Origin of the sequence: Dethiosulfatarculus sandiegensis (assembly GCF_000931935.2) — a bacterium.
Lineage (GTDB): Bacteria > Desulfobacterota > Desulfarculia > Desulfarculales > Desulfarculaceae > Dethiosulfatarculus > Dethiosulfatarculus sandiegensis.
Map to the genome: position 1 here is coordinate 179301 of NZ_AZAC01000067.1, position 25622 is coordinate 204922.

Below are 25622 nucleotides of genomic sequence, written 5' to 3' on the forward strand. Positions count from 1 at the left end.
CCGGGGTCCCCAAAATCTCTGGTTTTAAGGGTGTACCTCTCCGAATGCGTTGCTCCCGGCGGCCCGCTAGCGGCCTCTGGCCGCGCCGGGGTCCTTGCCCAGATAGGCTTCCACCACTTTGGGGTCTTTCATTGCTTCTTTGGGGGAGCCGTCAAAGATCAACTCTCCGGCGTCCATAACCAATAGCCTGGGGCACAACTCGGCCACCAGCGGCATGTTGTGCTCCACCATGAAGAAACGAACTCCCTTTTGGGTCAGCTCCCTGATCAGCTCCACAATCTGTCTGGTGAGGGAGGGGTTCACCCCTGCGGTGGGCTCGTCCAAAAGGATCAGGCGGGGATCCGCCATAAGCACCCTGCCAAGCTCCAAAAGTTTTTGCTGCCCGTAACTCAGGCGTCCGGCAGGTTGATCTGCCAGATGATCCAGTTTGAGCATATTAAGTACTTCATCGGCCTTTTGGGAATTCTTCGCCTCCTGGGCCCTGATTTTAGAGGGAAGGAAAAATACAGGCAGAATCTTTTCCCCCAACTGATGGGGGCATGAGGCCAAGAGGTTGTCCCTGACTGTAAGAAAAGGCAAAACCCGGCTGTGCTGGAAATTACGCACCAGCCCTTTTTGGCTTATTTTGTGAGCGGGCAAGCCGTGAATCGGCTGATCGTCAAAATAGACCTCCCCGCTGTCCGGTTCATAGAAGCCTGTTATAAGGTGAAACAAAGTGGTCTTGCCCGATCCGTTGGGACCGACCAATCCTGTTATCAGGCTGTCTTTAAGGTCCATACTGAAGCGGTTGACAGCTTTTATGCCGCCAAAGCTCTTGTTTGCGTTTAGAACTCTAAGCATGGCTAGTTCCTGTGCTCCGGAATTATGCCTTGCGGCCTTTTCAACATGAGAATGATAAGCACCAGGCCAAAGACCATGCCCTGGGTGGCGGCGAGGTAGCGGTTGAACTCGGAAGGTATGGGTAAAAACCGTAATAGCTCCTGGAAGAATATAACCAGGAAAGCGCCTGCCACCGGCCCCCAAATGGTGCCTTTGCCACCCAAAACCACGCAAAGCAGAATCAGAATGGTGGTCTGCAGGGTGAAGTCATTGGGGCTGATATAGGTTATGTAATGGGCCCACAGGGCTCCGGCCAGGCCTGCGAGGGTGGAGCCCGCCACCACTGCCCTGACCTTAAAGGAAACCGCACTCTTACCCAGGGCGCGGGCCACGTATTCATCTTCCCTCACTACCTTAAGCGCCCTTCCAAAGGGAGAGCTGGTGAGGTGTTTCAACCACCAGAAGGCCAACAGGGTCAATACCAGGGAGAATAAAAGGAACCAGGGCAGGGAGTCTACGCCGTCTCCTATCCACTGGGGGCGGGGAATTCCGGGCAGCCCCATGGGGCCCTTGGTTAACCAGCGTTCATTTAAAAACCAGAGCCTGGCCATCTCGCCAAAGGCAAGGGTGGCAATGCCGAAGAAGTCTCCACTCAGGCGCAAGGCGGGGTAGGCAATCAAAAAGCCGGTCAATCCAGCCATGGTCATGGCCATGATTACGCCAAACCAGACCGGATATCCGGCCAGGGTGATCAGGGCCGTGGTATAGGCCCCAACCCCGAAAAAGGCCACTTGGCCGAAGTTGTAGAGCCCGGTATAGCCAAGCTGAAGATTAAGGGACATGGCCAAGGTGGTGTATATCAGGGCCAAGATGATTATATGCAGTAAATAATCCATTTTTCAGCGCACTCCCCTGGCCATGGCAAACAGGCCATGGGGCTTGAACAAAAGCATCAATACTATGACCGAAAAGGCGATAAAATCTTTATATCCGGGATCAATAAAGGCCACGCTCAAGTTTTCCGCCACGCCTATGAAAAGCCCACCCAAAAGGGCTCCCCATACGTTGCCGGCGCCTCCCAAAAGTACGGCCGCAAAGGCCTTTATCAGGTTGCCGGTTCCCATCATCGGATCAAGGTTGGTGTCCCAGGCTAAAAGAATGCCTCCCACACCGGCAAAGAGCGAGGCCAGGCACCAGACCGTGCGGCTGATGGTTTGCATGGGAAGCCCCATGATTCCGGCCAGTTCCAGGTTGTCGGCCACCGCCCTTAAACCTTTTCCCAAAAGGGTTTTGGTTAGAAGCAGATAAAGCCCGCCTAAAAAGACCAGGGCGCAGGCGGCCATGATAAGCTGCACTTCGCTTATGGTGATTTCGCCGAACTCCAGGGCCTGCATAAGCCCCACATCATAGGAAAGCAGATCAGAACCGAAGAAGAACTGAAGGGCGTTTCTAAGTAAAAAGGAAAGGCCGATGGAGGCGATCAAAAGGGTGATGCCCTCACCGTGCCGCAAGGGGCTGTAGACCAGGCGGTCCGCGGCCAGTCCTATGGCCATGGTAAGTGCAAGGGCCAAGGGTACGGCCCAGATCATGGGCAGATCAAAAGGCCATCCCTGGAATAAGAGCACACCGTAAGCCCCCCAGGCAATAAGTTCTCCGTGGGCGAAGTTGATGAACCGAAAAATGCCGTAGGTCATGGTAAGTCCCACGGCAAACAGGGCATATATGGCCCCCGCTATGATGCCGTTAAGCAAAAGTTGTAGATAAAACATTCAAATCCCAGACAAGTTGTTTGATTCACCCTTTCGGGTCCCGACAACAGCCGGCCTTTAGAAAAAATATGCAGGCTGGGTTGGCTTTTTGGGCAAACGTCCCGAACCGAAGGCCAATGCTATTATTGTCCGGGTCGGAAATGAAGCCAAAGGGGCCGGGCAACCGGCATTTAAAAGCCTCTGCCCGGCCATCGGCAATTGATTGGATGAATCAATAGGTGGTTATTTTACCGCCTTTTACAGTCCAGCGTCCGTAGGTGGCGCCTACGTCTCCGTTTTTGTCAAAGCTCTTGTCACCGGTAACTCCGATGTAGCCTTTAGATGCCTTCATAAGGGCCTCGCGGATGGAGTCCGCCTTGAAGTCGGGGGCCATGTTCAGCGCCTTGGCTGTGAGCTTGACCATGTCGTAGTTATAGCCGCCGAATATGGGCAGCTTCTTGCCGGGGTATTTCTTGTCCCAGGCAGTTTTGTAGGCCTTGTATTTTTCGGTGCCGTGGGCGACTGCGGGATAGGTGCCGATCACCCCTTCGGCGGCTTTTCCGGCCAGCTGAGCCAGCTTGGGTGATTTGGAAGCGGAACCCATGAGCCATTGAACTTTCAGTTTCTGCTCATAGGCCTGTTTCAGCATGGTTGCCCCTTCCTTGATATAGGTAAGGTTGACAACCGCCTTGGCCCTGGCCCTTTTCAGGCGCAGGATTTCGCTTCGGTAATCCGCCTTGCCTTCGTCATGGGCAAATTCGTCCAGAATTTTGCCGCCTTTGGCTGTGAAGGTCTTTTTAAAGACCTCTCCCAGACCCACGCCCCAGTCGTTGTTGATGTAGGTCAGGACCACTTCTTTATAGCCCAGGCTCTCGGCCAGTTGAGCAACACCTTTTCCCTGCAAAAGGTCCGAAGGGAAAACCCTGAATACATAGGAGCCGCAATCCGTAATAGTGGCTGCCGCGCTCTCCGCACCGATGATCACGGTTTTGTTTTTCTGGGCAATAGGGCAGACTGCCAGGAAGTTGGAACTGGCCGCCGGGCCAAAAACAACCGGCAGTTTGTGGATGGTTATGTGCTTCTGCATGGCGGATACAGAGCCCTGGGCTGTGGAGGCGTTATCTTCAAACCGGATTTCCATGGGCTTGCCTTTTATGCCTCCGGCTTCGTTTACTTCCTGGACAGCCAACATCATGGCCCTTTGAAAACCTTCGCCGTAAACAGATATTTTCCCGCTCAAAGGCGTAATGGCTCCCACCTCAACCGCATCTGCTGCGAGAGTCGGATTGCCCGGCAAAAATACAATGCCCAAAAGGGCCAGGGCGACCAGGAATTTTTTCATAACAGACCTCCTTCAATTTATTGGGTAGGCTTTTTTTACCTAAAATAAACTGCTCCGTAAACCGTAAGATTGCATATGGAAAAATAAAAAAAATTGGAGCAGGCTTGTGAAAACGATAACTCCGGAAATTGTTTTTCCAAGCCGTGTCGTTTTTTCTGCCGGGAAACCATATTATTGCCCACAGGCCTTTGACGTAAGGATTTTTATTTTATTTTTGGGCGGTATGGATATCAGATATCCCATGGCCTTTTTTATAGCCAAGGCGCCGGAAAAGAGGTTTTTTATCTGTTATGCTAGCGGTCATGATTGAAACTAATAGAGCCTGGTAAGTCCATAATAATTATGATGTTAGAATTACTTACGATTTTTGTGAATATTTTCCGATAAAACAAGGCTCTTGAAGCGGTATTTAAGGGTTTGGGGCTATAATAACAGTATGAGTATGTCTGTTGGGAATAAGCACCATCCGTCTTTATTTTTCAGCTGAATTAAGGATATCTAATATGCTGGAAGATCTTTTGAGTTATCCCGAATTTAAAGACAGGGTGGAAAAGGTGATGCCCGGTTCCATGCTTTTTTGGGAAGGGGATCAATCACAGGATCTTTATATACTGGTGAGCGGCCGCCTGGATGTGCTCAAGGGGGAGGCCGGTATAGGCCAGATTGTGGAGCGGGGCGCTGTGTTCGGGGAAATGTCCATGCTCCTGGGCCAGAAGCGAACAGCCAGTGTAAAGGCTGTGGAGAAATCGGAGATTATAAGGATCCCCAAAGAGGAGTTGCCGGAGTTTCTGAAGAAGTTTCCCCAGGTGATGCAGGCCACCAGCCGCCTTCTGGCCAAAAGGTTGGATGAGGCCAGCAAGGCCCTGCAGGGCCTGAAGGAATTTGTGGATCAACTGCCCGACGCGGTGGTTGTCTCCGACTCCACGGGAAAGGTCATTACCATAAATAACGCGGCGGTGAAACTTTATGGGCAAACCTGGAGCGAGTTGAGGCTCAGCCCGGTTAAATCACTTTACAAGGAGCCCTCTGAGTTCAGCCGATATACCGAGCAGATAAGAGAGAGCGGGATTCCGGCGGAAAAGGTCTTTGCCATGGAGCATCCCGAAACCGGGTTGCGCTATGTCTCCATCAGCACCAGTCTGCTTAAGGACTCCCGCAACCGTTTTCAGGGGTTTCTTTCCCTGGCCCGGGATATCACCAATGCCCGGGTCAGAGAGGACCGGTTCAGGAAACTGCTTTATTGGCTGGTCCCGACTTTTTTAATCCTCACTCTTTCGGTGGGGGGCTGGTTGTATTTTAAACCCAGCTTTGGCCCTAGGCTTCCCATTACGGATCTTCGCCAAAAAGAGTTGCGCAACCAGTTGGCTAAAGACTTTTTCCTTTTACGATCCCTGGTTAAACCCTTTTTCAGAAATCCTTCCGCAAAGGAGATGAATACGCTGTTTAAGGACTTCTTCCAGGTGCAGGATAAGGACACCGGTTTTTATGAGGGGGTGGTTATTTTGGACCCCGATAAAAAGGTGTTATACGCGTTCTGCGCAGGCACGGGTAAGCCGTCTCCCGAGATGGTGGGGACGACCTACGGCCACCTGGCTTTCAAGGGAGCCAATGATTCTTTACACAAGGTTCTAACCCTTTACCGCAGGGGAAAGATGCACCCCAAGGGTTATAAGGGCTTGGAATTGGCCTTTGAGGTGAGGGAAAAGGAAAAACTTTTGGGCTGGCTGGTTTTCCAGATGAAATCGAAATTGTTAAAAGAAGAGTTTGGGGTCAGCGAAGGCGAACTTTTGAGATATCGTTTTGAAGAGCGTCTTTAAAGGACATTTTAAAAGGGCTCTACAACGGCCCTGGTATGATCCCTTGTTACGCCGTTTGCGGCCCTTGGCCGGGTGCTTATAAAGGCAATCGTGCCCCAAGGCGGCATTGGGCCCTCAATCAAATCCGACTGATCCTGATTATGAAATTTTTATAAAAACTAAATATAATGATCAGGAAAAAATAATACCTTGGTGGTAGAGGCTGCGTTTTTTAGATAAGGTCGGTTTGGCTCAAGGGGTGTGCCTTGCTTTTGCCTTAAAGGCTGCTTCGCGGATTTTAGGCCCATGCCTCGTGAAGGTATTTTTTGGTTAGTATAATTATTCGGGCTTTCTCTTTGGAAATTTCGGGGGGAAACGTGTTTTCCAATTGCGAGCCGGTTTAATCGAGTAACTTTAAGTAGCTGCTAATTTAAGTTGGTTTTGAAGCCTTGGGCGGTTGGCAAGCGGCCTGTATGCGGGCTAAAAAAACACCCCTAAAATCGGAGATTTTGGGGGCCGGGGAGGGCGGCCTGCCGAATCACGAGGCTTTTGCAATCAAGTAATTTGAGTTCCTTGCCGAACTTCGGAAAGACTTGCCGCCAGGCTGATGTATGGTGCGGGGCGCAACCTTGTATTATTCTTGAATTGGATCTGTTGGGGCCTTTTCCCTTTATAAAAGCAATCAAACCAGGGAAAACAGGCTGTTAGCTGCTTGACGGATTATGATGTGATGGTTAGTCTGATGCCCATGAAATACGAGATCATAGCTGTTGGAAATTTGAAGGGAGGTACAGGAAAAACCACCATAGCGGTGAACCTGGCCTGTGCCTTGAACGCCTATCTGGTTGATGCCGACGCAGGCCAGAATTCGGCTGCCGTTTGGCTGGAAAAGGGAAACCTCCCCATAAAGGGAGAGAGCCTGCCTTTGGGCAGCAGCCTGGAGGCCTGGGTGCGGCAGGTGGCGGGCATTAATCACCGTCCTTTGGTGCTGGATCTGCCTCCTGCCCTGGGCGAGGTGACAACCGCCGCGCTTTTTATAGCGGATTTGCTTTTAGTGCCCATAACCCCCAGCGGTATAGACCTGCAGGCCACCATACCCACCCTGGAGATGTTGCGCCGAGTGCGGGAAAGAAGAAGAGAAAGGGACGGGAGCCCTCACTGCGTGTTGGTGCCTTCTAAGGTGGATGCAAGGACCGCCAACGGCAGGGATCTGCCGGCAGTGCTCAAGGGCTTCAGAAAAATGGTGGGGCCGGAAATCAGCCAAAGGGTGGCTTTTGTGGATTCATTTACCGAGGGCCAATGGGTGGGAGACTTTGCCCCGGGCTCCCAGGCTCACCAGGAGATTATGACTCTGGCCAGGAAGGCGAGAAGATGAGCCCCAAAAAAAAATTGGCGTCAGATATAGATATTGATCAGGTTGTGGAGGAGACCCGTCGCCTGGTCAAAGAATCACCTTTAAAAACAAGCCCCCAGCCTGGGGTTCCCCCCAAAGAGACCTATTCCACCACCGCAATAAACCTGCCTTCCAAAACCCTGGCCCTCTTGAAGCAGGTCGCAGGGGCGAGGGCTGCCCGGGAAGGCGGCCGTATAAGTGTCAGCGCTGTTCTGGCGCGGCTGGTGGAGGAGCACAGGTCCGAACTTGAGGCGGAGATAAAGGGATAGTTTAAGGGGTGAGTCAAAGCCGCCTTTAGAAGCTTTTGCAGAGAATGAGCCGGTTGGTTTCTCCTTCTTGTTCTTGAGAAACTTTGTCCATCATTTGATGAATAAAGAAAACACCCAGACCTCCTATTTTACGGTCTTCCAGCCGTGAGGTCAGGTCCGGCGGCCGGGCCTGGTCAAGGTCAAAAAAACTCCCCTGGTCTTCTATAACCAAAAGTACATCATTTTCCCGGCGTTTGATCAAAAGGCGCAACATGCCTTTGGGCTTGTGGGCGTAGGCATGGGTCATGACATTGGTTGCCGCCTCGTCCACAGCCAGATCCAGGGCGTGCAAAACCTTGGGCGGAAGTTTTAAGGCGGTCCCTTTTTCCTGAATAAATTCGGCTACTGTTTCCAGGTTTTTCAGATCCGCCTTTACGCAAAGTTCATATTCGTTTGTTTCATTTTCCGCCATTAATCTGTTCCCGCTTTTTTTGTCAGGGGCGTGTCCATGGCCCGCTGGACGCCTTGTGAATCATAAACCGTTAAATTATTTTTCCAACTACTTATATTAAATATTAAATCCTCATGGTTACTGTGGGACGGCCTTTAGACAGCCTGTTTTTTCATTGGATCGCTGTTGATCTGCGCCCGGCTGCCTGTTATTTGCATACATCAATATACCATGCCTTTAAAACGAATGGTTGAATCAAGATTTATCTTTTCCCTGGTGTTCAAGCTTGCTTGACCCTTGCCGCTTCTTCTGATACAAGACTTGTAAACACGGTAAGAAGCCGTATACAATCTTTATCGAAAAATAGACATCAAGGCCGCGAAGGCATTTTTATCTGTAGAAGCAGAAAATGCATTCGCGGCCTTTTTTTTTGTGTTGTGTGACAAAAGGGCGGTGATGGGGGCTAGCTGGACGATTTAAAAGGCGATTTTGAGCTTTTTAAACTCAAAAATGTTTGTCTTTTTGGGCGTGTAATTTGGCGCGCCCGGCAGGCTTTAAAGACAGCCTGCTAAATGGCCCGCAAGGTGGAACTGGATATGTTAAATGCGCGTCTGTGTTATTGACGGACAAGGGGGCGGCATAGGCAATATTATTATTCGCCGTCTTAAGGAAGATTATGGGGAAAACATGGAGGTGTGGGCCCTGGGAACCAACGCCATTGCCACGGCTCAGATGATGAAGGCCGGGGCCAATCGGGGGGCAACCGGGGAAAACGCGCTGATTGTCAGCACCCAAAAGGCGGATGTTGTAATAGGCCCCATAAGCATCGTGCTGGCCAACTCCATGATGGGAGAAGTGAGTCCGGCCATGGCTTCGGCTGTGGCCCAGTGTGAGGCCCGAAAATTTTTATTGCCCTTGACCCTGGAAAACGTGGATATAGTGGCAGTGAAAAGAGATCCACTGCCTCATCTGGTTGACGAGCTGGTCAAGGAGCGTTTGAAGGAGTTTATAGAAAATGTGTGAAGCCGCAGTTTTCATGGTTGATGATTCAGGCAAGGAAGACCTGGTGTTGGGCGAAGTCGACCTTATTGAGCCCACTGATGACGGCCAGATTCGCATGGTCTCCATTTTTGGGGAGCAAAAGCTGGTCAGGGCCAGAATCAAAAGCACCAATCTTTCAGAACACAAGGTGTTTTTGTCACCTATGTAGAAAGAAATTTGGAAAGTTCGTCCACGGATTTTTCCTCTTGATATCTGTGAAAGTCGATTTGGGTGGATAGCCCTTGCTCTGCCCCGGGAGCTTTTGCGACAGGTTTCCGGGATCTTACCCGGGCGGATTTATTCCGCCCGGGATTTTATTAAAAATCAATCAGGACCTTTTTAGCGCCTGGTTTGGCGGCCAGTTCGAAGGCCTTTTCAAATTCGGAAAAGGGAACAACCGCCTCAATCAACGGTCCCACCTCAATCCACTTGTTTTTCAAAAAGGCCAAGGCCAGAGAGAGGTCCCCGCAGCGGGAGCCCAAAAGCCGCACCTCGTTAACCACCAGTCCGGCCAGATTAAAGGTGGAAGGTTTGTGGGAGGTGGTTTTGGCCACAATGGTTCCCCGGGGTCTGACCAGTAACAGGGCCTGCTCCAGGCCTTTTTCAGATCCTGTGGCCTCGACCACCAGGTCAAAACTCCCCAGTTCCCGGCGCAGGCCGGGCAGATCTTCCAGATTGGAAAAAAAGCTGGTGTAAATCCCCTGTTTCCGGGCCAGGGCCAGTTTTTGTTGGTGCTTACCCAAGAGGGTTAATTCGGGAATATAGTGTTTCAGGGCAAGGGCAGCCAAAAGCCCCAGTTTGCCGTCTCCCATGACCAGCGCCTTGAGCCTGCTCTTAAGGTGAACCTGCTGGGATATCTCCAGGGCGGCGGCCAGGGGTTCGGCAAACACCGCCTGCTCATTTTTTATGCCTTGATCCACAATATGCAGGTTGGAAACCGGTGCAACCAGGAATTCGGCAAAGGCTCCCGGATAGCCTTTTATTCCCAAAACCCTGCGTTCCCGGCAATGCCTGGAGTCTCCTTTCAGGCACCATGAACAATGACCGCAGCCCAGGTTTATATCGGAGACCACCCTTTTCCCCTCCAACTCGGGGTGTTCAGGGGCCTTTTGCACCAGGGCCACAAACTCATGCCCCGGAGTGCCTGTGAAGTGGTAGTACCCCTTTTTCAGTTCCAGGTCTGTATTGCATATTCCGGCCAAGATGGGGCGTAAAAGGGCTTCACCCGTTTTAGGGGACGGGCAGGGTTTTTCTATGATGGTAATTTTGCTTTCGCTGAAATATACGGCTTTCATTTTGCTTTACTAATGTGGCAGTTAAAATTTTTCCGCGGCTTTTTGGAGTATGGCCTGGGTTTCTGCGCTAAACCATAGCTCCACAAACCGGGTGTTTTTTTCATTTTGATATTTACGGCAGAGATCGGCAACCATCTCCACCCGATTGGCCTTGATCTCCTTAAAGCCGTCTTGAGGCATGGCCGCCACTTTGGAAACCCTTTCAAAAGCCGCCTGATCCACTTCGTGGTCAGGCACGATCTGGTCTACCAGGCCGGTTAAAAGGGCCTTGTCCGTGCTTACAAACTCGCCGGTAAAGAGCATCTCCGTGGCCTGCCTGTCGCCCAGGAGTTGCCTTAAGATAAGGTCTGCCTGAAACGGAACCGGAACTCCCAACTTGACTTCGTTCAACCCCATAAGAATGCGTTTGGAGCCGGCAATGCGCCAATCCGACACCAGGGCCAGGATCTGGCCTCCGGCCACGGCATGCCCCTTAATCGCTGTAACCGTGGGAAGTGGAAGGGTGTAAAGATCCAGGATGGCGTCACTTAAGGTGTTTAAAAAGGCGAGCATTTCTTCTTGGGTGATCTTAAGCAAAAAGGGCAGGTCAAAGCCCATGGAAAAGAATTTTTCACCGCCGGAAAAGACCATGCCTCGAAAGTTTCTTTTTATCTCTTGGGCAGCCTGAGTAAGCTCTTGGGCCATCTCAGGATTAATGGCATTGGTGACACCGTGTTGCAGTTTCAAAAGGGCCAAGTCTCCTTGGGCATCCAGCTTTATGGTGTTCATGATCAACCTTTCGCCTCTGTTCTTTTCTTAAGGTTGCCGGAAATTCCCCATACTAACACATTCCGGCCCAGAGCCCTCGGGGAAAGGGGGGTGGCTATGGGAGTGGATTGGGTCAAAGAAAGGCCCGGCCTTTTTTAAAAAGTGGTTCTTTAAGATGGTTGGTTGTAATCTTCTTTACTTGCTTACCATTTCGGGCAATTGGGCTTTTTCTTTATTACTTAAAGGATTTTAACCACCCTATGAAGCCTTATTCCGCTGAAAATAAAAAGATGTTCTTTTTTCTTCTGGTCATGGCCGTGACCTGTGCAACCGGTTTTCAGGGCTGGCGCACCATCTATAACAACTTTGCGGTGGAACAGGTGGGGATTACCGGGCAGGAGAACGGAATTATCCAGGGAATGCGGGAGATCCCGGGTTTTTTATCCTTTTTGGTGATTTATGTGCTTCTTTTTATCAAAGAGCATCATCTGGCCGCTGTTTCAGTATTGATCATGGGTATGGGGGTGGCTTTTACAGGTGTTCTGGACAGTTTCGGGGGCCTGCTTTTTAGCACCATGGTCATGTCCTTTGGCTTCCACTACTATGAGACTGTAAACCAGTCGCTCACCTTGCAGCATTTCAGCTCCACCCAGACGCCTCTGGTGCTGGGGCGGGTGCGTTCGGCCAATGCCCTGGCCAACATAACTGTGGGGATATCGGTCATTGGTTTATCTTATGTCTTAGATTATTCGGCCATCTTTGGGTTGCTGGGAGGTTTGGTGGCCGTGGTGGGGCTGGGGGCTTATTTCAGCAACCCTTCTCCCAAAGAGACCACGCCCCAGCAAAAGAAATTCATACTGCGCTCGCGCTATAAACTGTTTTACGCCCTCACCTTTATGGCGGGGGCCAGGCGGCAGGTTTTCGTGGCCTTTGCCGTGTTTCTCTTGGTGCAGAGGTTTTCCTTCAGCCTTCAGGAGATAGCGGTTCTTTTCCTTATCAATAATGTCATTAACTTTTTTGTGGCCCCCATGGTGGGCAAGGCCATTAACCGCTTTGGAGAAAGAACTGTGCTCAGCGTGGAATATTCCATGCTGATCATAGTGTTTTTGGTCTATGCCTTTGCCCAGAGCAAGGCGGTGGTTGCGGCTGCCTATGTGTTGGATCATATCTTTTTCAGCTGCTCCATTGCGATCCCCTCTTTTTTCCGCAAAATAGCCGATCCCGGAGAGGTGGCCCCCTCCATGGCCGTGGGTTTTACCATCAACCACATCGTAGCGGTTATCATACCGGTCATAGGCGGCCTGGTCTGGATGGTTGACTATAGAATTCCCTTTGTCGGCGGAGCTGTGTTGGCCGGAGTTTCCCTTTACCTGGCGCGTTTGGTCCCGAGCAGGGAGAACCTGAAACCCGTGGTGACAAGGGTTAAGTAAAACCGGTGGGACTTTTCCGGCTCAGCAGGCTGCCTGCTCCAGCTGGGTTTTAAGGGCGTGGAAATCCTCGATATATTTTTCCGCACTCAGCTCGGGATTGTCGTAGGCCCAAAAGGTCAGGCCCGATTCAGCTGCTGTTCTTTCGTCTACCTTTGAATCGCCGATAAATACAGCCTGCTCACGGGTTGCTTCAAGTGTGGTCAGTATATGGTCCACCCCGTCTGAAAAGGGCTTGGGCCTGGCCACATCATCGGCGGTGACCACCATGCGGAAATAATCCAGAATTCCCAAAGACTCCAGTATTTCCCTGGCTTCATGGCCACCATTGGTGTCCACGGCCATGGCTGTCCCCTTGTTTTTGAGTGTGGCCAGTAATTCCGTGATTCCCGGCTCCAGGGTGAGCCTTGGCACCAGGTCCTGGGCAGTGATCCCCCGTTTGGATTGGGCTGCCTTTCCCCTTAACTCAGTGGGAATGAACCAATCAAGAGTTTCTTCCACGGAATGGATAAAGGCGTATTCCTGCTGCTCGCGGTTCATGGGCGGCAGACCCACTTCTTCTCTGATGCGGTTGAAGTAATAACAAGTGGAGTTAAAGGAGTGGATCAAAACCCCGTCGCAATCAAAAATGACCACCTTGATTCCGGAAAAAGGCATGGCTCTTTGTTATCTCCTAGGTTTTTTTGTGGTGAGTGGGAAACAGCCTTTAGGTCGGAATTTCCTTGAGAATTCCTCCCCTGTCAATAGAGGGAGGTTACGTATTTGTGGCTTTGGCCGGGGTAAAAGGCGGGAGATATGCAAGTCTTGCTATTTAAATCAATGAAAACAATTAGTTATATTTTTGCCCCCCCGTTAGCCGTTTTCTTTCCGGTTCAGGGGCTGGTCAGGGTCAGGATCAGGGAAAAACTTTTCCCCTTTCCTTCAGGCCTGATCAGGTCTCCCTGGTTCAGGATTGAGACCAGACAGGCGGCCATATACTGGTTGGGGCTTAAATCAGAGACTGCTATCCGGTTTTCCTGCCAGATGAATTCCGTTTTGAAGAGGTGTTGTTTTGACGGATTTCGGGTTTTTGCCTTGAATAGGCAGTCTTGGACCTTTGCCATCTCATGGCTTACCAGCCAGGTAACATGGTTATGGTTGACCTCTCCGCTGACCTGAACCAGCTTGAAAACCCTTCTCTGCACCATCCCCCTGATTTGAGACGGACCGGCTGCGTCCATGGGGGCGGCTTCTTTAATTTTCGTCGCCTGGGCCAGCCTTTGGATCTGTTTTTGGGGAGCCTTTTCAGGTGCGGGTTTAGACCGGAGTTGTCCCGACGCCCCGGCTGGAGCCGCCATCTCCGGGGCGGTTTCTGTCATGGGGGCTGCATTTTTGTTTTGCTTCGCCCGGGCCGCTCTCTGAATCCGTTTTGGGGCGGGCTTTGGGGGAACAGGTTCGGAAAGGACCGGTTCCTGCGTTTTGGCAGGGGCCTGGGCCGCCATTTTGGGGGCGGGCTTAATCGGTTGGGCCGCTTCCATTTTAGATTTGGCCGCCATTTTAGGGGCCGGCAACCGGGAGGGTTCCGCATCTGTTTGTCTCGTTTCGGTGGCCGCCTGTTCTGTTGTCGGGGTTTCATTTAAAGGCGCTTGCTGAGTTTTTTGGGTCAACAGCATGTGCCCGGGCTGATAGTTCACCCAGTAAAAAGAGATCATTACCACCGCCGCCGCGGTTACGGCCACCGGAGCCAGACGGGGCAGGGTGAGAAAACGGGATATACGCTGAAAAATCGATCCCGTGCTTTTTGGGGAGCTGAAGGGCCTTGTATCCTCTGGAACCAGTGCCTGGGCCTGTTCCATCCAGTCCTTAGGCGGTGCTTCATTGGAAGATGCCTGACTGCTCTCCAGGGTTGTGGCCAGCACAGCCCTGCAAAGTGGGCAATGATTCAGATGAGCCTGAACCTCTGCCATTTCCCGGGCGGAAAGGCGGTTGTCCATATAGGCAGCCAGGTCTTCCTCTCCCGGGCAGACGTCTTTTTTGCCGAAAAGGTTGAATTTTTGTTTTTTCAGGTCATTGGGCATCTCTGGTCTCCTGGCCTTAATAGACGGAAACACCAGCTGTTTATTACAAGAAACCTTTTTCTTCGGCTTTTTCACGCAGGCTTTTTTTAACCCTGTGAATAATCTGGTTCAGATGATTACGGTTCATTTTCAGCAGCATTGCCGTCTTTTCACCGGAAAGGCCGTCTTTAAACCTTAACTGGATGGCCAGCTTTTCCCTGGGTTTTAACTCGTCTAAAAGTTCATCCAAAAATATACGGATTTCTTTTTCCTGTAAAAGTTCGAGCGGCGGAGGGCGGCTGTCCGGTATTTTCAGGCCGTTGTTGCCTTGGCCATAGAATTCTTTTCCATATGAATCCAAAGAGATTTGAGGCAGTTTTTTTTTGCGTAGATAGTCGATCACCAGGCGGGAGGTGAGAACCCTTAGCCAGGTGGCCAGGGAACAGCCGTTTTTTCCTTTAAAGATTCTAAGCTTGCGATAGTTGTCCTCGCATAGGGCCAAAAAGGTCTCTTGAAAAAGGTCCCTGGCCAGTTCCTGATCCCGGTCCTTGGCCTCAAACCTCAACAGGGTGGCTTTTATGCTGTGAAAAACCAGCCCGCTGAAGCGCCTTACAAACTCCCGCCATGCCCCGGAATCACCCTCAAGGCATATCCGTAGAAGTTTTTGGTCTGTTAGGGCCTCATAATCCATGTAAAAAATTTATTCCTTAATATTTTCTCGCCTGCCTCCGTAACAAATTCGGGCATCCTTCGTCCGTTATCAGCAGGAAAAACAAAAATCGGAGGATGAAGATGTTTAAAAGGCCTCACCTTATCCCAGTCTACATTACCTGCCTGGCCTTGGGGATCGCTGTTTTTCTTGTCTCCCCTGTTTGGGCCGGGGGTCATAAGGATAAATGCCAGGCCCCCTATTTCTATATTGAGGATGGCGATCCGGATTTGGACAGGCTGCCGCTGACCGGCGCCAGGGCCAAGGTCAAGATCAGCGGTTTTCTGGCCCGTGTGAAGGTGATTCAGGAATACCACAACCAGGGGAAGCGGCCCCTGGAAGCGGTTTACCTTTTTCCCGCCTCCACAAAGGCCAGTGTGCACAACCTAACCATGACCATTGGCCAAAGGACCATAAAAGCCAGGATCAGAAAAACCGAACAGGCGCGGCGGGAATTCGGCCAAGCCAGGCAGCAGGGGAAGAGCGCCTCTCTTTTGGAGCAGAAAAGGCCCAATGTTTTTCAAATGAGGGTGACGAATATTATGCCCGGAGATCATATCCGGGTGGAGATGGATTACACGGAGATTTTAAAACCGGCAGATAAAGTTTATGAGTTTGTCTTTCCCACAGTGGTTGGCCCCAGATACAGATCAGAGGACCAAGGCGTGGAGGCAGACACCTGGGTGGCAAATCCCTATCTGCCCAGGGGTGAACAGTCCCTGCACAGCTTTGGCCTTGAACTGGAATTGACCAGCCCCATTGCCGTCTCCAGGTTGGGCTGCCCCAGCCATAACCCGAAAATCACTTATGAGGATTCCCACAGGGCAAAGGTGGTTCTGGAGCCTTCGCCCCAGGCCGGAAACCGGGATTTCGTGTTGCGTTACACCCTGGCCGGCAATCAGATCCAGACCGGTTTTCTTACCCAAAAGACCCTTCAAGGCAACCACTTCCTGCTGATGATCGAGCCTCCCCTGGAAGAAATCCGGGCCGAGGTGTTGCCCAGGGAATTTATTTTTGTGGTGGATGTAAGCGGCTCCATGCGAGGTTTCCCCCTGACCTGCGCGATCCGACTCATGAAAAACCTGATGACCGGTCTCAGCGAAAAAGACAGCTTTAATATTCTGTTTTTCGCCGGTGGGGATCGCTTGCTTTCTCCGGTTTCCCTAAAAGCCAGCCCGGAAAATAAAAAACGCGCGCTGGCCATGCTGGAGAAGGTCAAGGGCGGCGGGGGAACCAGGCTTCTGCCTGCCTTGGAAAGGGCCTTGAAGCTGCCCGAACAGGAAGAATCCAGTCGGATTTTAGTCTTGATAACAGACGGCTATGTGCATGTGGAGCAAAAGGCCCTGGCTCTGGTCAAAAACAACCTGGGAAGGGCCAACCTATTCACCATGGGGGTGGGGAGTTCGGTTAACCGCTACCTGGTGGAGGCCTTGGCCCGGGCCGGACAGGGCGAGGCCATGGTGATTTTGAATCCGGATCAGGCCGGAAAAGGGGCCGAAAGGTTTGCCCGCTATATATCAAGGCCCGTGTTGAAAGATATTAAAATCGAGTTCACCGGCATTAGCGCAAGCGAGCTTGAGCCGGGCAGATTGCCTGATCTTTTTGACCAAAGGCCGCTTTCGGTTCTCGGAAAATTTAAGGGAGAGACTCCGGCCAAGGTCAAGATCACAGGCCGCACTGCCAAGGGGCCCTATACTAAGGTTATTGAACTTAAAGCTTCTGATCTTGATAAATCAAAAGGCTCGCTGGACCTGCTTTGGGCCAAAAAGCGCATTCAAGGGTTAAACGATCTATTGAGTGTATCTGATCCCTCTGAACTTAAAGAGGAGATAACCGGATTGGGCCTTAAATACAACCTGCTCACCGCCTTCACCTCTTTTGTGGCCGTGGATGAAAAAATAAGGGCCAAAGGCGAAAAACCCGAAGTGGTGGTGCAGCCCTTGCCTTTGCCCCGGGGAGTGGAGAATTCGGCTGTCGGGCCAAGCCCGGCAATGGCCAGGGGAAAAGCCTTTTTGTCGGCTGCCCGCGCACCCAGGCCCATGGTTCTCACCCAGCCCGCGCCTGAGCCGGCAACCGGAATCGTTGGGAATTTCAGGCTTGGATTTGTACAGGCTGGTGATCAGCAAAACCGCCGGAAAGTGGAAAATCTTTTAAGGCGCAAGTGGAATCTTCTGGCAAGTTGCCTGGGACACTCCTTGCAAAACAAGATTACAGGTTCAGAAAAGTGGGTTGTCACTTTTACGGTGAACCGAAAAGGTAAGGCCGAAATAATACAACTAGAAAATAGATCTAAAAATATAAGCATTGTCTTGTCATGTGCAACGGCGTTTCTAAAAAAACTGCTCTTTCCCGCGCTTAACCCAAGAGCTAGATACGAGGTTAAGTTTTTGATTAATTTAAATTAAATTGCAAGGGGCGGAGGCTCCTCCGCCCCTTGGTTTCAGCTTTTTACTTCCCCTTGTTTCAGGCTTTGATTTTTTTGTTCCTAATATTTCCTATTTCTGGGCTTTTGTTTTATTTTGGGCTATACTGAGCAATCAATTGCATTCAGCCCCAAGAAAACCCCGGTCCTGACCCGCCGGTTCAAGAATGGCTCCATATCCGGTAGGGGAGTAGTGTGGTCAGGTCCGGATGGAGCCGGCTGATGACAATAAAATAGGGATAAGGTAGTCATGAGAACACAAGCAAGTAATGCAAGTGCGTTGGGGGTGCTCAAAAAGGCTAAACAACACAGTTTAGTGGCTGATGTAGTAAGTCAGGTCGAGGAGACCATCCTTTCCCGCCGTATCAAACCTGGTGAACGTCTGCCTGCCTCCAGGGATCTGCAATCCATTTTAGGCGCCAGCCTGGGAACCATCCGCGAAGCCGTGGCAATTTTAGAACAAAAAGGCCTGGTGGAAGTGAAAAAGGGCGCCAAGGGGGGCATTTTCGTTAAGGAGGCCTCCACGGATTCCGTGTCCGAGGGCCTGGGCCTTTTAATCCGGCAACTTTCCATTTCATATGAAGAACTGGCCGAGTTTCGGCAGGTTAATGAAGCCGCTGTAATGCGCCTGGTGGCCAGGAGGGCAAGTGATGATGAATTATCCGCTTTGGATGATTACATGGACGATTTCAGGCGGGCCCTCAACCTGGGAGACCAGGGGTGGAAGCATTTTTTAGCCACCGAGGTGAATCTGCGCAAGCATTTGATCGAACTTACCAAAAATCGAACCTATAACGCCGTCTTAAGACCAATTCACGATAACATCATGGCCTATACGGATAAGTTGCTGCCCGGCGAGAAAAGGTTGGTGCGGGAGGCTTTTACAGACTGGGAGAGCATAATAGAGGCCTTGAAAAAAAGGGACGGCGATACCGCCGCCGACATAACCAGCGATCATATCGGCCGTTTTCTGAACCATGTAAAAGAATAGTCCCGATTATAGTTTATATCCGTTTTCTGAGCAGGATCGGCGGTTTTTACCCGGCCTGTTTACGGGGTAATCCCTGGTAAAACCAGGCCTTCCGGCCTTTGCCGATCTGCCTGCATCCGGATGGTGTAGTAAACCGGAACCTGTTTTTTTTCATGAGTGCGAGGTGTTGGGCCTTTTAAATGGTGGTGTTTTTCTTAAGGCGGGCTTGCATTTGATGGGGATAATGTTCTAAGTATTAACTATTCATATGGGATTGAAAGGATTTAATACGGAATAAATGCACAAGGATTCGGAACTCATTGAGGCGATTGTTTTCTTAAGCCTGAAAATTTCATGCCGGATTAATTGATTCTCCATTGCGCGGGTCGCACTGATAAAAAGCGGCAAGAGTTTGCTAATGCATCAAATAACCACTAAAAATTCCAAACGCTTTTCTCTTGCTCAAGCTATTCGGTTTCTGCCTTGCCCCGGCGCCCGGCCCATGTGGGGTGTTGGGGTTTTTCCGGAACCGATCAAGGGCCCTGCCCAAGGGGCGAAAACCCGGTTTGCGGTTTTCGCCTTTTTTTATCGTTGAACAAGATCCAGGCCCGTAGTCACGGTTTTTTGGGCATGGTGTGCATGCCGTGAAAAAAACATGGAGATAGTTTATGGCCTCTATAAAACCTTTTTGGAAGTTCACCGAACCGGCCGACACTTATGACGCAGTGGTGATCGGCGGCGGCCTGCACGGTCTGGCCACTGCCTATTTCTTGGCCAAAGACCACAAGATGAGGCGGATTGCCGTTTTGGAGCGCAAGCATTTCGGTTATGGCGGATCCAGCCGCAACACCGAGGTCTTCAGGGTCAATCAAAGGGCTCCTGAAATCCTGCCCCTTTACGTACTTTCCAAAAATTTATGGCTTGAATTGAGCGCTGAGCTGGAATGGAACCTTATGGTCTGGGAAAAGGGCCTGGTGGGGCTGGCTCACAGTGAGGCCGGTTTCAACAACATGTTGATGCGTCATGAAACCCAGCGCCGCATGGGTATTGAAAACTATCTGCTCAATCCGGAGGAGCTTAAAAAGTTGGTCCCGCTTTTGGATATAAGCCAACGCAGGGACCAACCCGTGGTCGGGGGGTACTTCAATCCGCCGGGCGGCCAGGTGCACCATGACGCTGCCGTATGGGGCTTTGTCAAGGCCTGCCACCGGATGGGGGTGGATCTTTGCCCTAAAACGGAAGTCACCGGCATCCAGGTTAAGAACGGCAGGGTCACAGGGGTTGAGACCCCAAAAGGCGAGATATCCTCGCCTCTGGTGCTGATGGCTCCGGGCGGCTATTCCTCAACCGTGGCGGAAAAGGCTGGCCTTGAACTGCCGGTTGTGACCCTGCCCCTGCAGGCCATGGTCACCGAGTGCGTCCGACCCTGCCTGGATCACGTCATGGTGAGCGAGTCCTATTTTTGCTATGTGCAGCAGACTGTAAAGGGCGATTTGATCATGGGAGCTCATCTGGATCCCTGGCAGAGTTACAAGCTTTACAACACATATGAGTTCGCCCGGGAGCAGGCCTACGGCATGTTGGAGATGATGCCGGACATCGCCAACTTGAAGATCATGCGCACCTGGAGCGGGCTCTGCGATATGACTGTGGACGGCGCTCCCGTGATGGGGGCCACGGATATAGAAAACCTGTTTGTGGACGCGGGCTGGGGGTATTTCGGCTTTAAGTCCTCACCAGGCTGCGGCAAGACCATGGCTGAGTATATGGCCACCGGCAATTGCCCGGAGACGATACGTTATCTGGGGATAGACCGGTTTTACGAAGGGCGCATGATCCCTGAATCCTATATTGCCAGGACCTGATGGGGGTGAAACATGGGTTTTATGATCAATTGCCCCAACTGCGGGGCGCGGGACGTATATGAGTTCAAGTTCGGTGGTGAGGTCAAAGTTGAACCGCGAAGCGGTGCGGATCTGCGCGAGCTAAGGGATTACATCTACTTCAACCAAAATAAAAGCGGGGTCCAGGAGGAATGGTGGTGGCATCAGGCCTGCGGAACCTGGCTTAAGGTGACCAGAAACACCGAAACCAATCAGGTCCTGGGCGTTACTAGCGCCGGGGTCGGGGGGGAGTGAGGCCATGATTGATCGACTGCCCCAGAGCCCTTCAGAGGTGATTAATCGTAAAAAGCCTTTAAACCTTTTTTACGGCGGCAAAAAGATCCAGGCCTATGAGGGGGATACCATTGCCTCCGCCCTTTGGGCCCAAGGGGTGAGGCACACCTATGATTCCTTTAAGTACCATCGTCCCAGGGGAGTGATGGAGCTTGGGGTTCATGCGGTTGATCCCTTGATGGAGGTTAACGGCAGGCTGAATACAAGGATAGCCCGCACCCTTGTGAGCGAGGGCATGAAAGTGGAGAGCCAGTCCCAAAAGGGGCTGGACCTTTTAAAACTCTCCGATTTGAGCGGCTCGGTCACTCAGGTGGGTTTTTATTATAAAAACGCCACCCTGTACAAATCCCGCAAGGCCTGGGACAAGGCCAGGGAGATGATGCGCAAGGCCCCCGGCAACCTGGGAGCCATAAAACCCCTGGCTCAAAAGCCCAAATGTGAAGAAATCAACCTCACACCCGAACTGTTGGTGATAGGCGGAGGTCTGGCCGGGTTGGAAGCGGTCAAAACGGCGGTGGAGACCGGCATAAAGGTGGTTTTGGTGGAGGCCGAACCCTGGTTCGGCGGGTATCACGCCTTTCAGGGGCCGGATTATCTCAGCGAGATTAAGGATTGCCTGGATAAACTTTCCGGTTATGGCAACCTTACCGCCTTGTTGAACACCACGGCCGCCATGGCCTATCCGGACGGGCTTTTCGTGTGTGTGGAAAAATGTCCTTCGGGCGGGGATTTTCAGGAAAGGTCTTACCTGGTGCGCCCCCGGTGCGTGGTCTATGCCACCGGGGCCATGGATAGGCCCCTTGTGTTTGAACATAATGACCGGCCCGGAGTGATCTTGCCCCAGACCGCTCAAAGGCTGATACACCTTTATGGTGTGCAGCCCGGTAAAAAGGCGGTGCTGGCCGGTGGAGACGAGCAGATTTATCGCACCGCCCTGGATTTGGCGGCCTGCGGGGTGGAAGTGGCGGGAGTTGCCGATATCAGGCCGGATGCCAAGCCCGGACCTCTTATGACCCGGGCCGGGGATCAGGGAATAGCTGTCTGGACCGGAAGCTCCATAAAAGAGGTCAAGGGCAAGAAGACTGTGAACGCGGCCCTGGTCAGCGCTTTGGACGGCTCCGGGGAGAAGAGCCTTAAGTGCGATCTGGTGGTGGCTGCCTGTGGCAAGACCCCCATGTTCAAGCTGGTGGCCCAGACCGACGCCGTTATAAGCTATGACCATGACCTGGGCCTTCACCTGGCCCGGAATCTGCCTGCGGGGCAGGCCACGGCCGGGCGCATCAACGGCCTTAGCGCCAGGGCCGATATCAAGGCCCAGGCCGGGCAGGCAGTGGCAAAGGCCCTTTCTCATTTGGGCATAGAGCTTTTTGCCAAACAGGAACGCGAGGCTTCCTTCGCGCCCAATCCACCCCAGGTCAGGAATCTGGGTGATAAGAAAAGGCGTTTCATCTGCCTGGGCAATGATGTTACTGAAAAGGATATTGACCAGGCCATGGCCGAGGGGTTTGACAACCTGGAGTCCATAAAACGCTACACCACCGCCACCATGGGGCCGGAGCAGGGCAGCCTGAGCCAGGTCAATTTTCTGGATTACCTGGCCCATCTGGATCCTGAAAACATGGGTGACAATGCGGTCTTCACCCCCAGGGCTCCTTTAATGGGAGTGAGCTTGGGCGTCCTGGCCGCGGGCCAACATGACCAACCCAGGGTGCCGCCCACCCACCATGTTCAAGAGGCCATGGGCGGCAGGGCCTTTCGGGCCGGGCCCTGGATCAGGATCGAGCATTTCGGCGACCCGGAGGCCGAAACCATGGCCCTGCACAGGGGGGTGTGCCTTTTGGATGCCTCAACCTTAGGCAAATTCCGGATTTTTGGGCCGGATGCCCGAAAATGGATCAACCGGGTCAATCTAAGGGATGTGGACAGACTTGATCCGGGCAGAATTTTATACAACGGGGCGGTTAACAATGAGGGGGTTTTAATTGATGACGGCGCTTTTATCAAAAAAGGGCCGGAGGAATATTATTTCACCACCTCCACCGCCAGGGCTATCTCTACCAGGGAATGGTATGAGCGCTGGCGCAGGGAAGAAGACTGGCAGGCTCATCTGGTGGACCTGACTGAATGCAAGGCTGTCTTGAACCTGGCCGGCCCCAAGGCCCGGGATGTGTTGCAAAGCCTTACTCAAACAGATGTTTCCAACCGGGCCCTGCCTTTCATGCATTGGCTTGAGGCACGGGTCGCTGAGGTTGAGGTCCTGATAATGCGTATGGGATTTTTAGGCGAGCCCAGTTACGAGCTTCACTGCCCGGCTGCCCAGGCCGACTACCTCTGGCAAGCCCTTTGTAAAGCGGGGGAGCCTTTTGAACTGATGCAGGCCGGATTGGAGACCCAATTTATCGGCCGCCTGGAAAAGGGCCATATCATCCCCGGCCTGGACGCGGACGGCAATACAAACCTTTTTGAAGCTGGTTTCGATTGGTTATGGGACGGTAAAGAGGATCATGTGGGAGGTCCCATTTTAAAGCTTTTGGCCAACAGTAAAAAGCGATGCCAATGTGTGGGCTTTTACCTGGAGGGCAGGTCGGAAGTCACCGACGGCAATCTGATTATTCGGGGAGAGGCCAGATTGGGGCATATCACCTCGGTTCGCTACAGCCCGCTTTTGAACCGGACCATAGGCCTGGCCCTGGTGCAGCCGGAAAAACCCTTTGCACCGCAAGACGATATTTTTATCTGCTTAAAGGAAAAAGAAGTCAGGGCCACTGTGGCCGAGTTGCCGTTTTATGATCCCAAGGGTGAAAGGATGCGATTATGATTACCATGAAAAATCAGGTGGTCATGCCTTCCTGGGCAGGTTCGCCGGTGGTTCGCGAAGAGTCCGGCTGGCCCTTGGTAATGGAATATGAGCCCAAGTTTTTCTGGCGGGCGGGGCTGGTGGATTTGAGTCACAGGCCCAAGGCCCTTTTATGCGGGCGGGGGATCGAAGACGCGCCTGAGCTTTCGCCGGGCCGGGCCCGTCTGCATGAGGGGGCTTTTTATTGCCGCATAAATCAGGATGAAACGGCGGTGTTTGATCTTAAGGGAGAACTGAACCGTCCCTGGCCTGATGAGTTTTATACGGATATGACCCATGGCTGGCTGTTTTTCGCCCTGCTCGGCAAAAACGCCTTGCCCATCCTGCAACGCCTGGCGGCAGTGGATGTGGAACAGCCTGGGGTTTCAGAGCCGCTTTATCAGAACACTAAAAGCCACAATCTTTGGCTTCAGATTATCAACCCCAAATTCTCTGAACCGGGATTTTTCCTGGCCTGCGACCGTTCCCACGGCCAGAATCTGCTGGACGGGCTGCTCAGAACCGGAAGACATCTGGGGTTGAGGATTTTGGGACTTGGGGAGTATCAGGGCTGGGCCGAAAAGGTCGGGATATGAAAATTAGTTATTTTATCTGTGTAGTTCAGAAAAGCCCAGTTGGGAATTGACTGAGTCAAGTTCATTAAACAACTTGTATTTTAGACTTTTGGCCGGACCACTGTCGGGGTCCGGCCAATTCGTTTAAGCGGCATCCGGGACGAAAAAGGTATGGTTTGTGGGAATTTAAGTGGTATTTTCACCATCTTGTGATACAAAGCTCCATATATCTTCAAAAGCAACTTCCTCGTCCGGCGGTCCAGGCCTGTATGGCCACGGGAGGGTGCCTGCCGGAAATAAATATATTTTATTCGGCCCGGACAGAGCCGTTAACTCAAGAGGGCTTGAGCCGGGTTTTTGTTCCCATATAAAAGGTGCGTTAAATGGAACTTCCCACACTTAAAATCGGGGATCTGGTCAGCAAGCTGCCGGTCGTCCAGGGTGGAATGGGGGTGGGCATCTCCCTTTCCAGATTAGCCTCCGCTGTTGCCAATGAAGGCGGCATAGGCGTAATCGCCGCCGCCATGGCGGGCATCGGTGAACCGGACATCTCCCAAAACAGTACCGAAGCCAATATCCGGGCCATTAAAAGAGAGATTCAAAAGGCCAGGGAATGGACCAAGGGAATTTTGGGCGTGAACATCATGGTCGCCCTCACCAATTTCAGCGACATGGTAAAGGCTTCCTTGGAAGAACGGATCGACGTAATCTTCTCAGGGGCGGGGCTGCCTCTGAATTTGCCCGGCTACCTCAAGGAAGGCCTGCATACCAAGCTGGTGCCGATTGTCTCTTCCGGCCGGGCGGCCAAGATCATCTGCCAGAAGTGGCTTTCCCGGTTTGATTACCTGCCCGACGCCTTTGTGGTCGAAGGCCCCATGGCGGGCGGTCATCTTGGTTTTAAGACAAACCAGCTCGATGACCCCAAATTTTCTCTGGAAAAGCTGGTGACCGATGTCATGGAAGCGGTGAAGCCGTTTACCAAAGCCGGTCTACCCTCTATTCCGGTCATTGCCGCAGGCGGCGTTTTTACCGGCAGCGACATTAAAAAATATCTCAAGCTGGGAGCTTCGGGCGTACAGATGGGCACCAGGTTTGTGGCCACCCATGAGTGTGACGCAGACGATGCCTTTAAGCAGACGTACATTAATGCCGAAGAAGAAGATATTGTGGTGATCAAAAGTCCGCTTGGCCTGCCGGGCAGGGCTGTGAAGAACCAGTTTTTAACCGATGTGGAGTCCGGCGAGAGAAAACCGGTGCGTTGTCCGTTCCATTGCATTCGCACCTGTGAAATGCAGAAAAGTCCTTACTGCATTGCCATGGCTCTGGATTGCGCCCGCAAAGGCAAACTTAAAAACGGTTTCGCCTTTGCCGGAAAAAACGCTTACCGGGTGAAAAATATCATTTCGGTCAAGGAACTCATCAACACCTTGAAACAGGAATTTAGCCTGGCTCCCGGCTAAGGGGTTTTAAAATTCAAAGTCAGGCCAAAGCCATTTTAACGTGATTAAGCCGCCCGCCCCTTTAAGAGGCGGGCGGTTCAATTTGTGGGTAAGCCTTCCCTCGGGGCCTTCTCGACCGCCGCTATTTGAG

General features: G+C 52.1%; 24 protein-coding genes. 14 read left to right on the forward strand and 10 right to left on the reverse strand.

The features are described from left to right. Positions 1–66: 66 nt before the first annotated feature. The 4 genes from X474_RS23470 to X474_RS23485 all read right to left on the reverse strand — a co-directional run bounded on the left by X474_RS23470 (position 67) and on the right by X474_RS23485 (position 3909). Positions 67–840: an ABC transporter ATP-binding protein gene (locus tag X474_RS23470; protein WP_044352420.1), complete on the reverse strand. Its 774-nt coding sequence runs from the start codon at positions 838–840 to the stop codon at positions 67–69. A gap of 2 nt (positions 841–842) precedes the next feature. Then, positions 843–1715, reverse strand: coding sequence for a branched-chain amino acid ABC transporter permease (locus X474_RS23475; RefSeq protein ID WP_044352421.1), 873 nt, complete (start codon positions 1713–1715; stop codon positions 843–845). A 3-nt stretch (positions 1716–1718) separates the two neighbouring features. Continuing rightward, the gene (locus tag X474_RS23480) at positions 1719–2588 is read right to left on the reverse strand and encodes a branched-chain amino acid ABC transporter permease (RefSeq protein WP_044352423.1); all 870 of its coding nucleotides are present in this window, start codon (positions 2586–2588) and stop codon (positions 1719–1721) included. Between the two features lie 211 nt (positions 2589–2799). Continuing rightward, the gene (locus tag X474_RS23485) at positions 2800–3909 is read right to left on the reverse strand and encodes an ABC transporter substrate-binding protein (protein WP_044352424.1); all 1110 of its coding nucleotides are present in this window, start codon (positions 3907–3909) and stop codon (positions 2800–2802) included. A 106-nt stretch (positions 3910–4015) separates the two neighbouring features. Between X474_RS23485 and X474_RS23490 the strand changes: the two genes are divergently transcribed. From X474_RS23490 to X474_RS23505, 4 genes are all read left to right on the forward strand, one after another. Beyond that, positions 4016–4219, forward strand: a complete 204-nt coding sequence (locus tag X474_RS23490) for a hypothetical protein (protein WP_044352425.1) — start codon at positions 4016–4018, stop codon at positions 4217–4219. Between the two features lie 193 nt (positions 4220–4412). Next, positions 4413–5726, forward strand: a complete 1314-nt coding sequence (locus X474_RS23495) for a cyclic nucleotide-binding domain-containing protein (RefSeq protein WP_052515568.1) — start codon at positions 4413–4415, stop codon at positions 5724–5726. A gap of 691 nt (positions 5727–6417) precedes the next feature. Next, positions 6418–7080: an AAA family ATPase gene (locus X474_RS23500; RefSeq protein WP_156360907.1), complete on the forward strand. Its 663-nt coding sequence runs from the start codon at positions 6418–6420 to the stop codon at positions 7078–7080. After that, positions 7077–7367, forward strand: coding sequence for a hypothetical protein (locus tag X474_RS23505; protein WP_044352427.1), 291 nt, complete (start codon positions 7077–7079; stop codon positions 7365–7367). Before X474_RS23500 ends, X474_RS23505 begins: the two co-directional genes overlap by 4 nt. Before the next feature lie 25 nt (positions 7368–7392). Here X474_RS23505 and X474_RS23510 read toward each other — a convergent pair whose 3' ends face one another. After that, positions 7393–7818, reverse strand: coding sequence for an ATP-binding protein (locus tag X474_RS23510; protein WP_044352428.1), 426 nt, complete (start codon positions 7816–7818; stop codon positions 7393–7395). A 582-nt stretch (positions 7819–8400) separates the two neighbouring features. Between X474_RS23510 and X474_RS23515 the strand changes: the two genes are divergently transcribed. Further along, on the forward strand, positions 8401–8820 hold the full coding sequence (locus X474_RS23515) for a DUF3842 family protein (protein WP_044352429.1): 420 nt from the start codon (positions 8401–8403) through the stop codon (positions 8818–8820). Beyond that, on the forward strand, positions 8813–9007 hold the full coding sequence (locus tag X474_RS23520) for a CooT family nickel-binding protein (RefSeq protein ID WP_044352431.1): 195 nt from the start codon (positions 8813–8815) through the stop codon (positions 9005–9007). The genes X474_RS23515 and X474_RS23520 overlap by 8 nt, the downstream gene beginning before the upstream one ends. Positions 9008–9155: 148 nt before the next feature. On the opposite strand, the gene X474_RS23525 is transcribed toward X474_RS23520, so the two are convergent. Continuing rightward, positions 9156–10133, reverse strand: a complete 978-nt coding sequence (locus X474_RS23525) for an MDR/zinc-dependent alcohol dehydrogenase-like family protein (RefSeq protein ID WP_044352432.1) — start codon at positions 10131–10133, stop codon at positions 9156–9158. 21 nt (positions 10134–10154) lie between these two features. Beyond that, positions 10155–10901 carry an enoyl-CoA hydratase/isomerase family protein gene (locus tag X474_RS23530; protein ID WP_044352433.1) on the reverse strand — a complete coding sequence of 249 codons (747 nt, stop codon included), beginning with the start codon at positions 10899–10901 and terminating at the stop codon, positions 10155–10157. Between the two features lie 239 nt (positions 10902–11140). Between X474_RS23530 and X474_RS23535 the strand changes: the two genes are divergently transcribed. After that, positions 11141–12310: an MFS transporter gene (locus tag X474_RS23535; protein ID WP_044352434.1), complete on the forward strand. Its 1170-nt coding sequence runs from the start codon at positions 11141–11143 to the stop codon at positions 12308–12310. Positions 12311–12331: 21 nt separating this feature from the next. Here the strand turns inward: X474_RS23535 and X474_RS23540 are convergent, their stop codons facing one another. The 3 genes from X474_RS23540 to X474_RS23550 all read right to left on the reverse strand — a co-directional run bounded on the left by X474_RS23540 (position 12332) and on the right by X474_RS23550 (position 15034). Continuing rightward, positions 12332–12964, reverse strand: coding sequence for an HAD family hydrolase (locus X474_RS23540; RefSeq protein WP_044352435.1), 633 nt, complete (start codon positions 12962–12964; stop codon positions 12332–12334). Positions 12965–13179: 215 nt separating this feature from the next. Continuing rightward, positions 13180–14364 carry a zf-HC2 domain-containing protein gene (locus X474_RS23545; RefSeq protein WP_044352436.1) on the reverse strand — a complete coding sequence of 395 codons (1185 nt, stop codon included), beginning with the start codon at positions 14362–14364 and terminating at the stop codon, positions 13180–13182. A 43-nt stretch (positions 14365–14407) separates the two neighbouring features. Next, positions 14408–15034, reverse strand: coding sequence for an RNA polymerase sigma factor (locus X474_RS23550; RefSeq protein WP_052515570.1), 627 nt, complete (start codon positions 15032–15034; stop codon positions 14408–14410). A gap of 101 nt (positions 15035–15135) precedes the next feature. On the opposite strand from X474_RS23550, the gene X474_RS23555 reads away from it, so the two are divergent. The 7 genes from X474_RS23555 to X474_RS23590 all read left to right on the forward strand — a co-directional run bounded on the left by X474_RS23555 (position 15136) and on the right by X474_RS23590 (position 25492). Continuing rightward, positions 15136–17457: a VIT domain-containing protein gene (locus X474_RS23555; protein ID WP_052515571.1), complete on the forward strand. Its 2322-nt coding sequence runs from the start codon at positions 15136–15138 to the stop codon at positions 17455–17457. Between the two features lie 267 nt (positions 17458–17724). After that, positions 17725–18465: a FadR/GntR family transcriptional regulator gene (locus X474_RS23560; protein ID WP_082464605.1), complete on the forward strand. Its 741-nt coding sequence runs from the start codon at positions 17725–17727 to the stop codon at positions 18463–18465. A gap of 647 nt (positions 18466–19112) precedes the next feature. Continuing rightward, on the forward strand, positions 19113–20309 hold the full coding sequence (locus X474_RS23565) for an FAD-dependent oxidoreductase (protein ID WP_044352438.1): 1197 nt from the start codon (positions 19113–19115) through the stop codon (positions 20307–20309). A gap of 12 nt (positions 20310–20321) precedes the next feature. Then, complete coding sequence (locus tag X474_RS23570) at positions 20322–20582, forward strand: sarcosine oxidase subunit delta (RefSeq protein WP_044352439.1); 261 nt, start codon at positions 20322–20324, stop codon at positions 20580–20582. A 4-nt stretch (positions 20583–20586) separates the two neighbouring features. Continuing rightward, on the forward strand, positions 20587–23439 hold the full coding sequence (locus tag X474_RS23575) for a 2Fe-2S iron-sulfur cluster-binding protein (protein ID WP_044352441.1): 2853 nt from the start codon (positions 20587–20589) through the stop codon (positions 23437–23439). Continuing rightward, the gene (locus X474_RS23580; protein ID WP_044352442.1) at positions 23436–24053 is read left to right on the forward strand and encodes a hypothetical protein; all 618 of its coding nucleotides are present in this window, start codon (positions 23436–23438) and stop codon (positions 24051–24053) included. Before X474_RS23575 ends, X474_RS23580 begins: the two co-directional genes overlap by 4 nt. 362 nt (positions 24054–24415) lie before the next feature. Then, positions 24416–25492 carry an NAD(P)H-dependent flavin oxidoreductase gene (locus X474_RS23590; protein WP_044352445.1) on the forward strand — a complete coding sequence of 359 codons (1077 nt, stop codon included), beginning with the start codon at positions 24416–24418 and terminating at the stop codon, positions 25490–25492. The last annotated feature ends 130 nt before the right edge of the window (positions 25493–25622 follow it).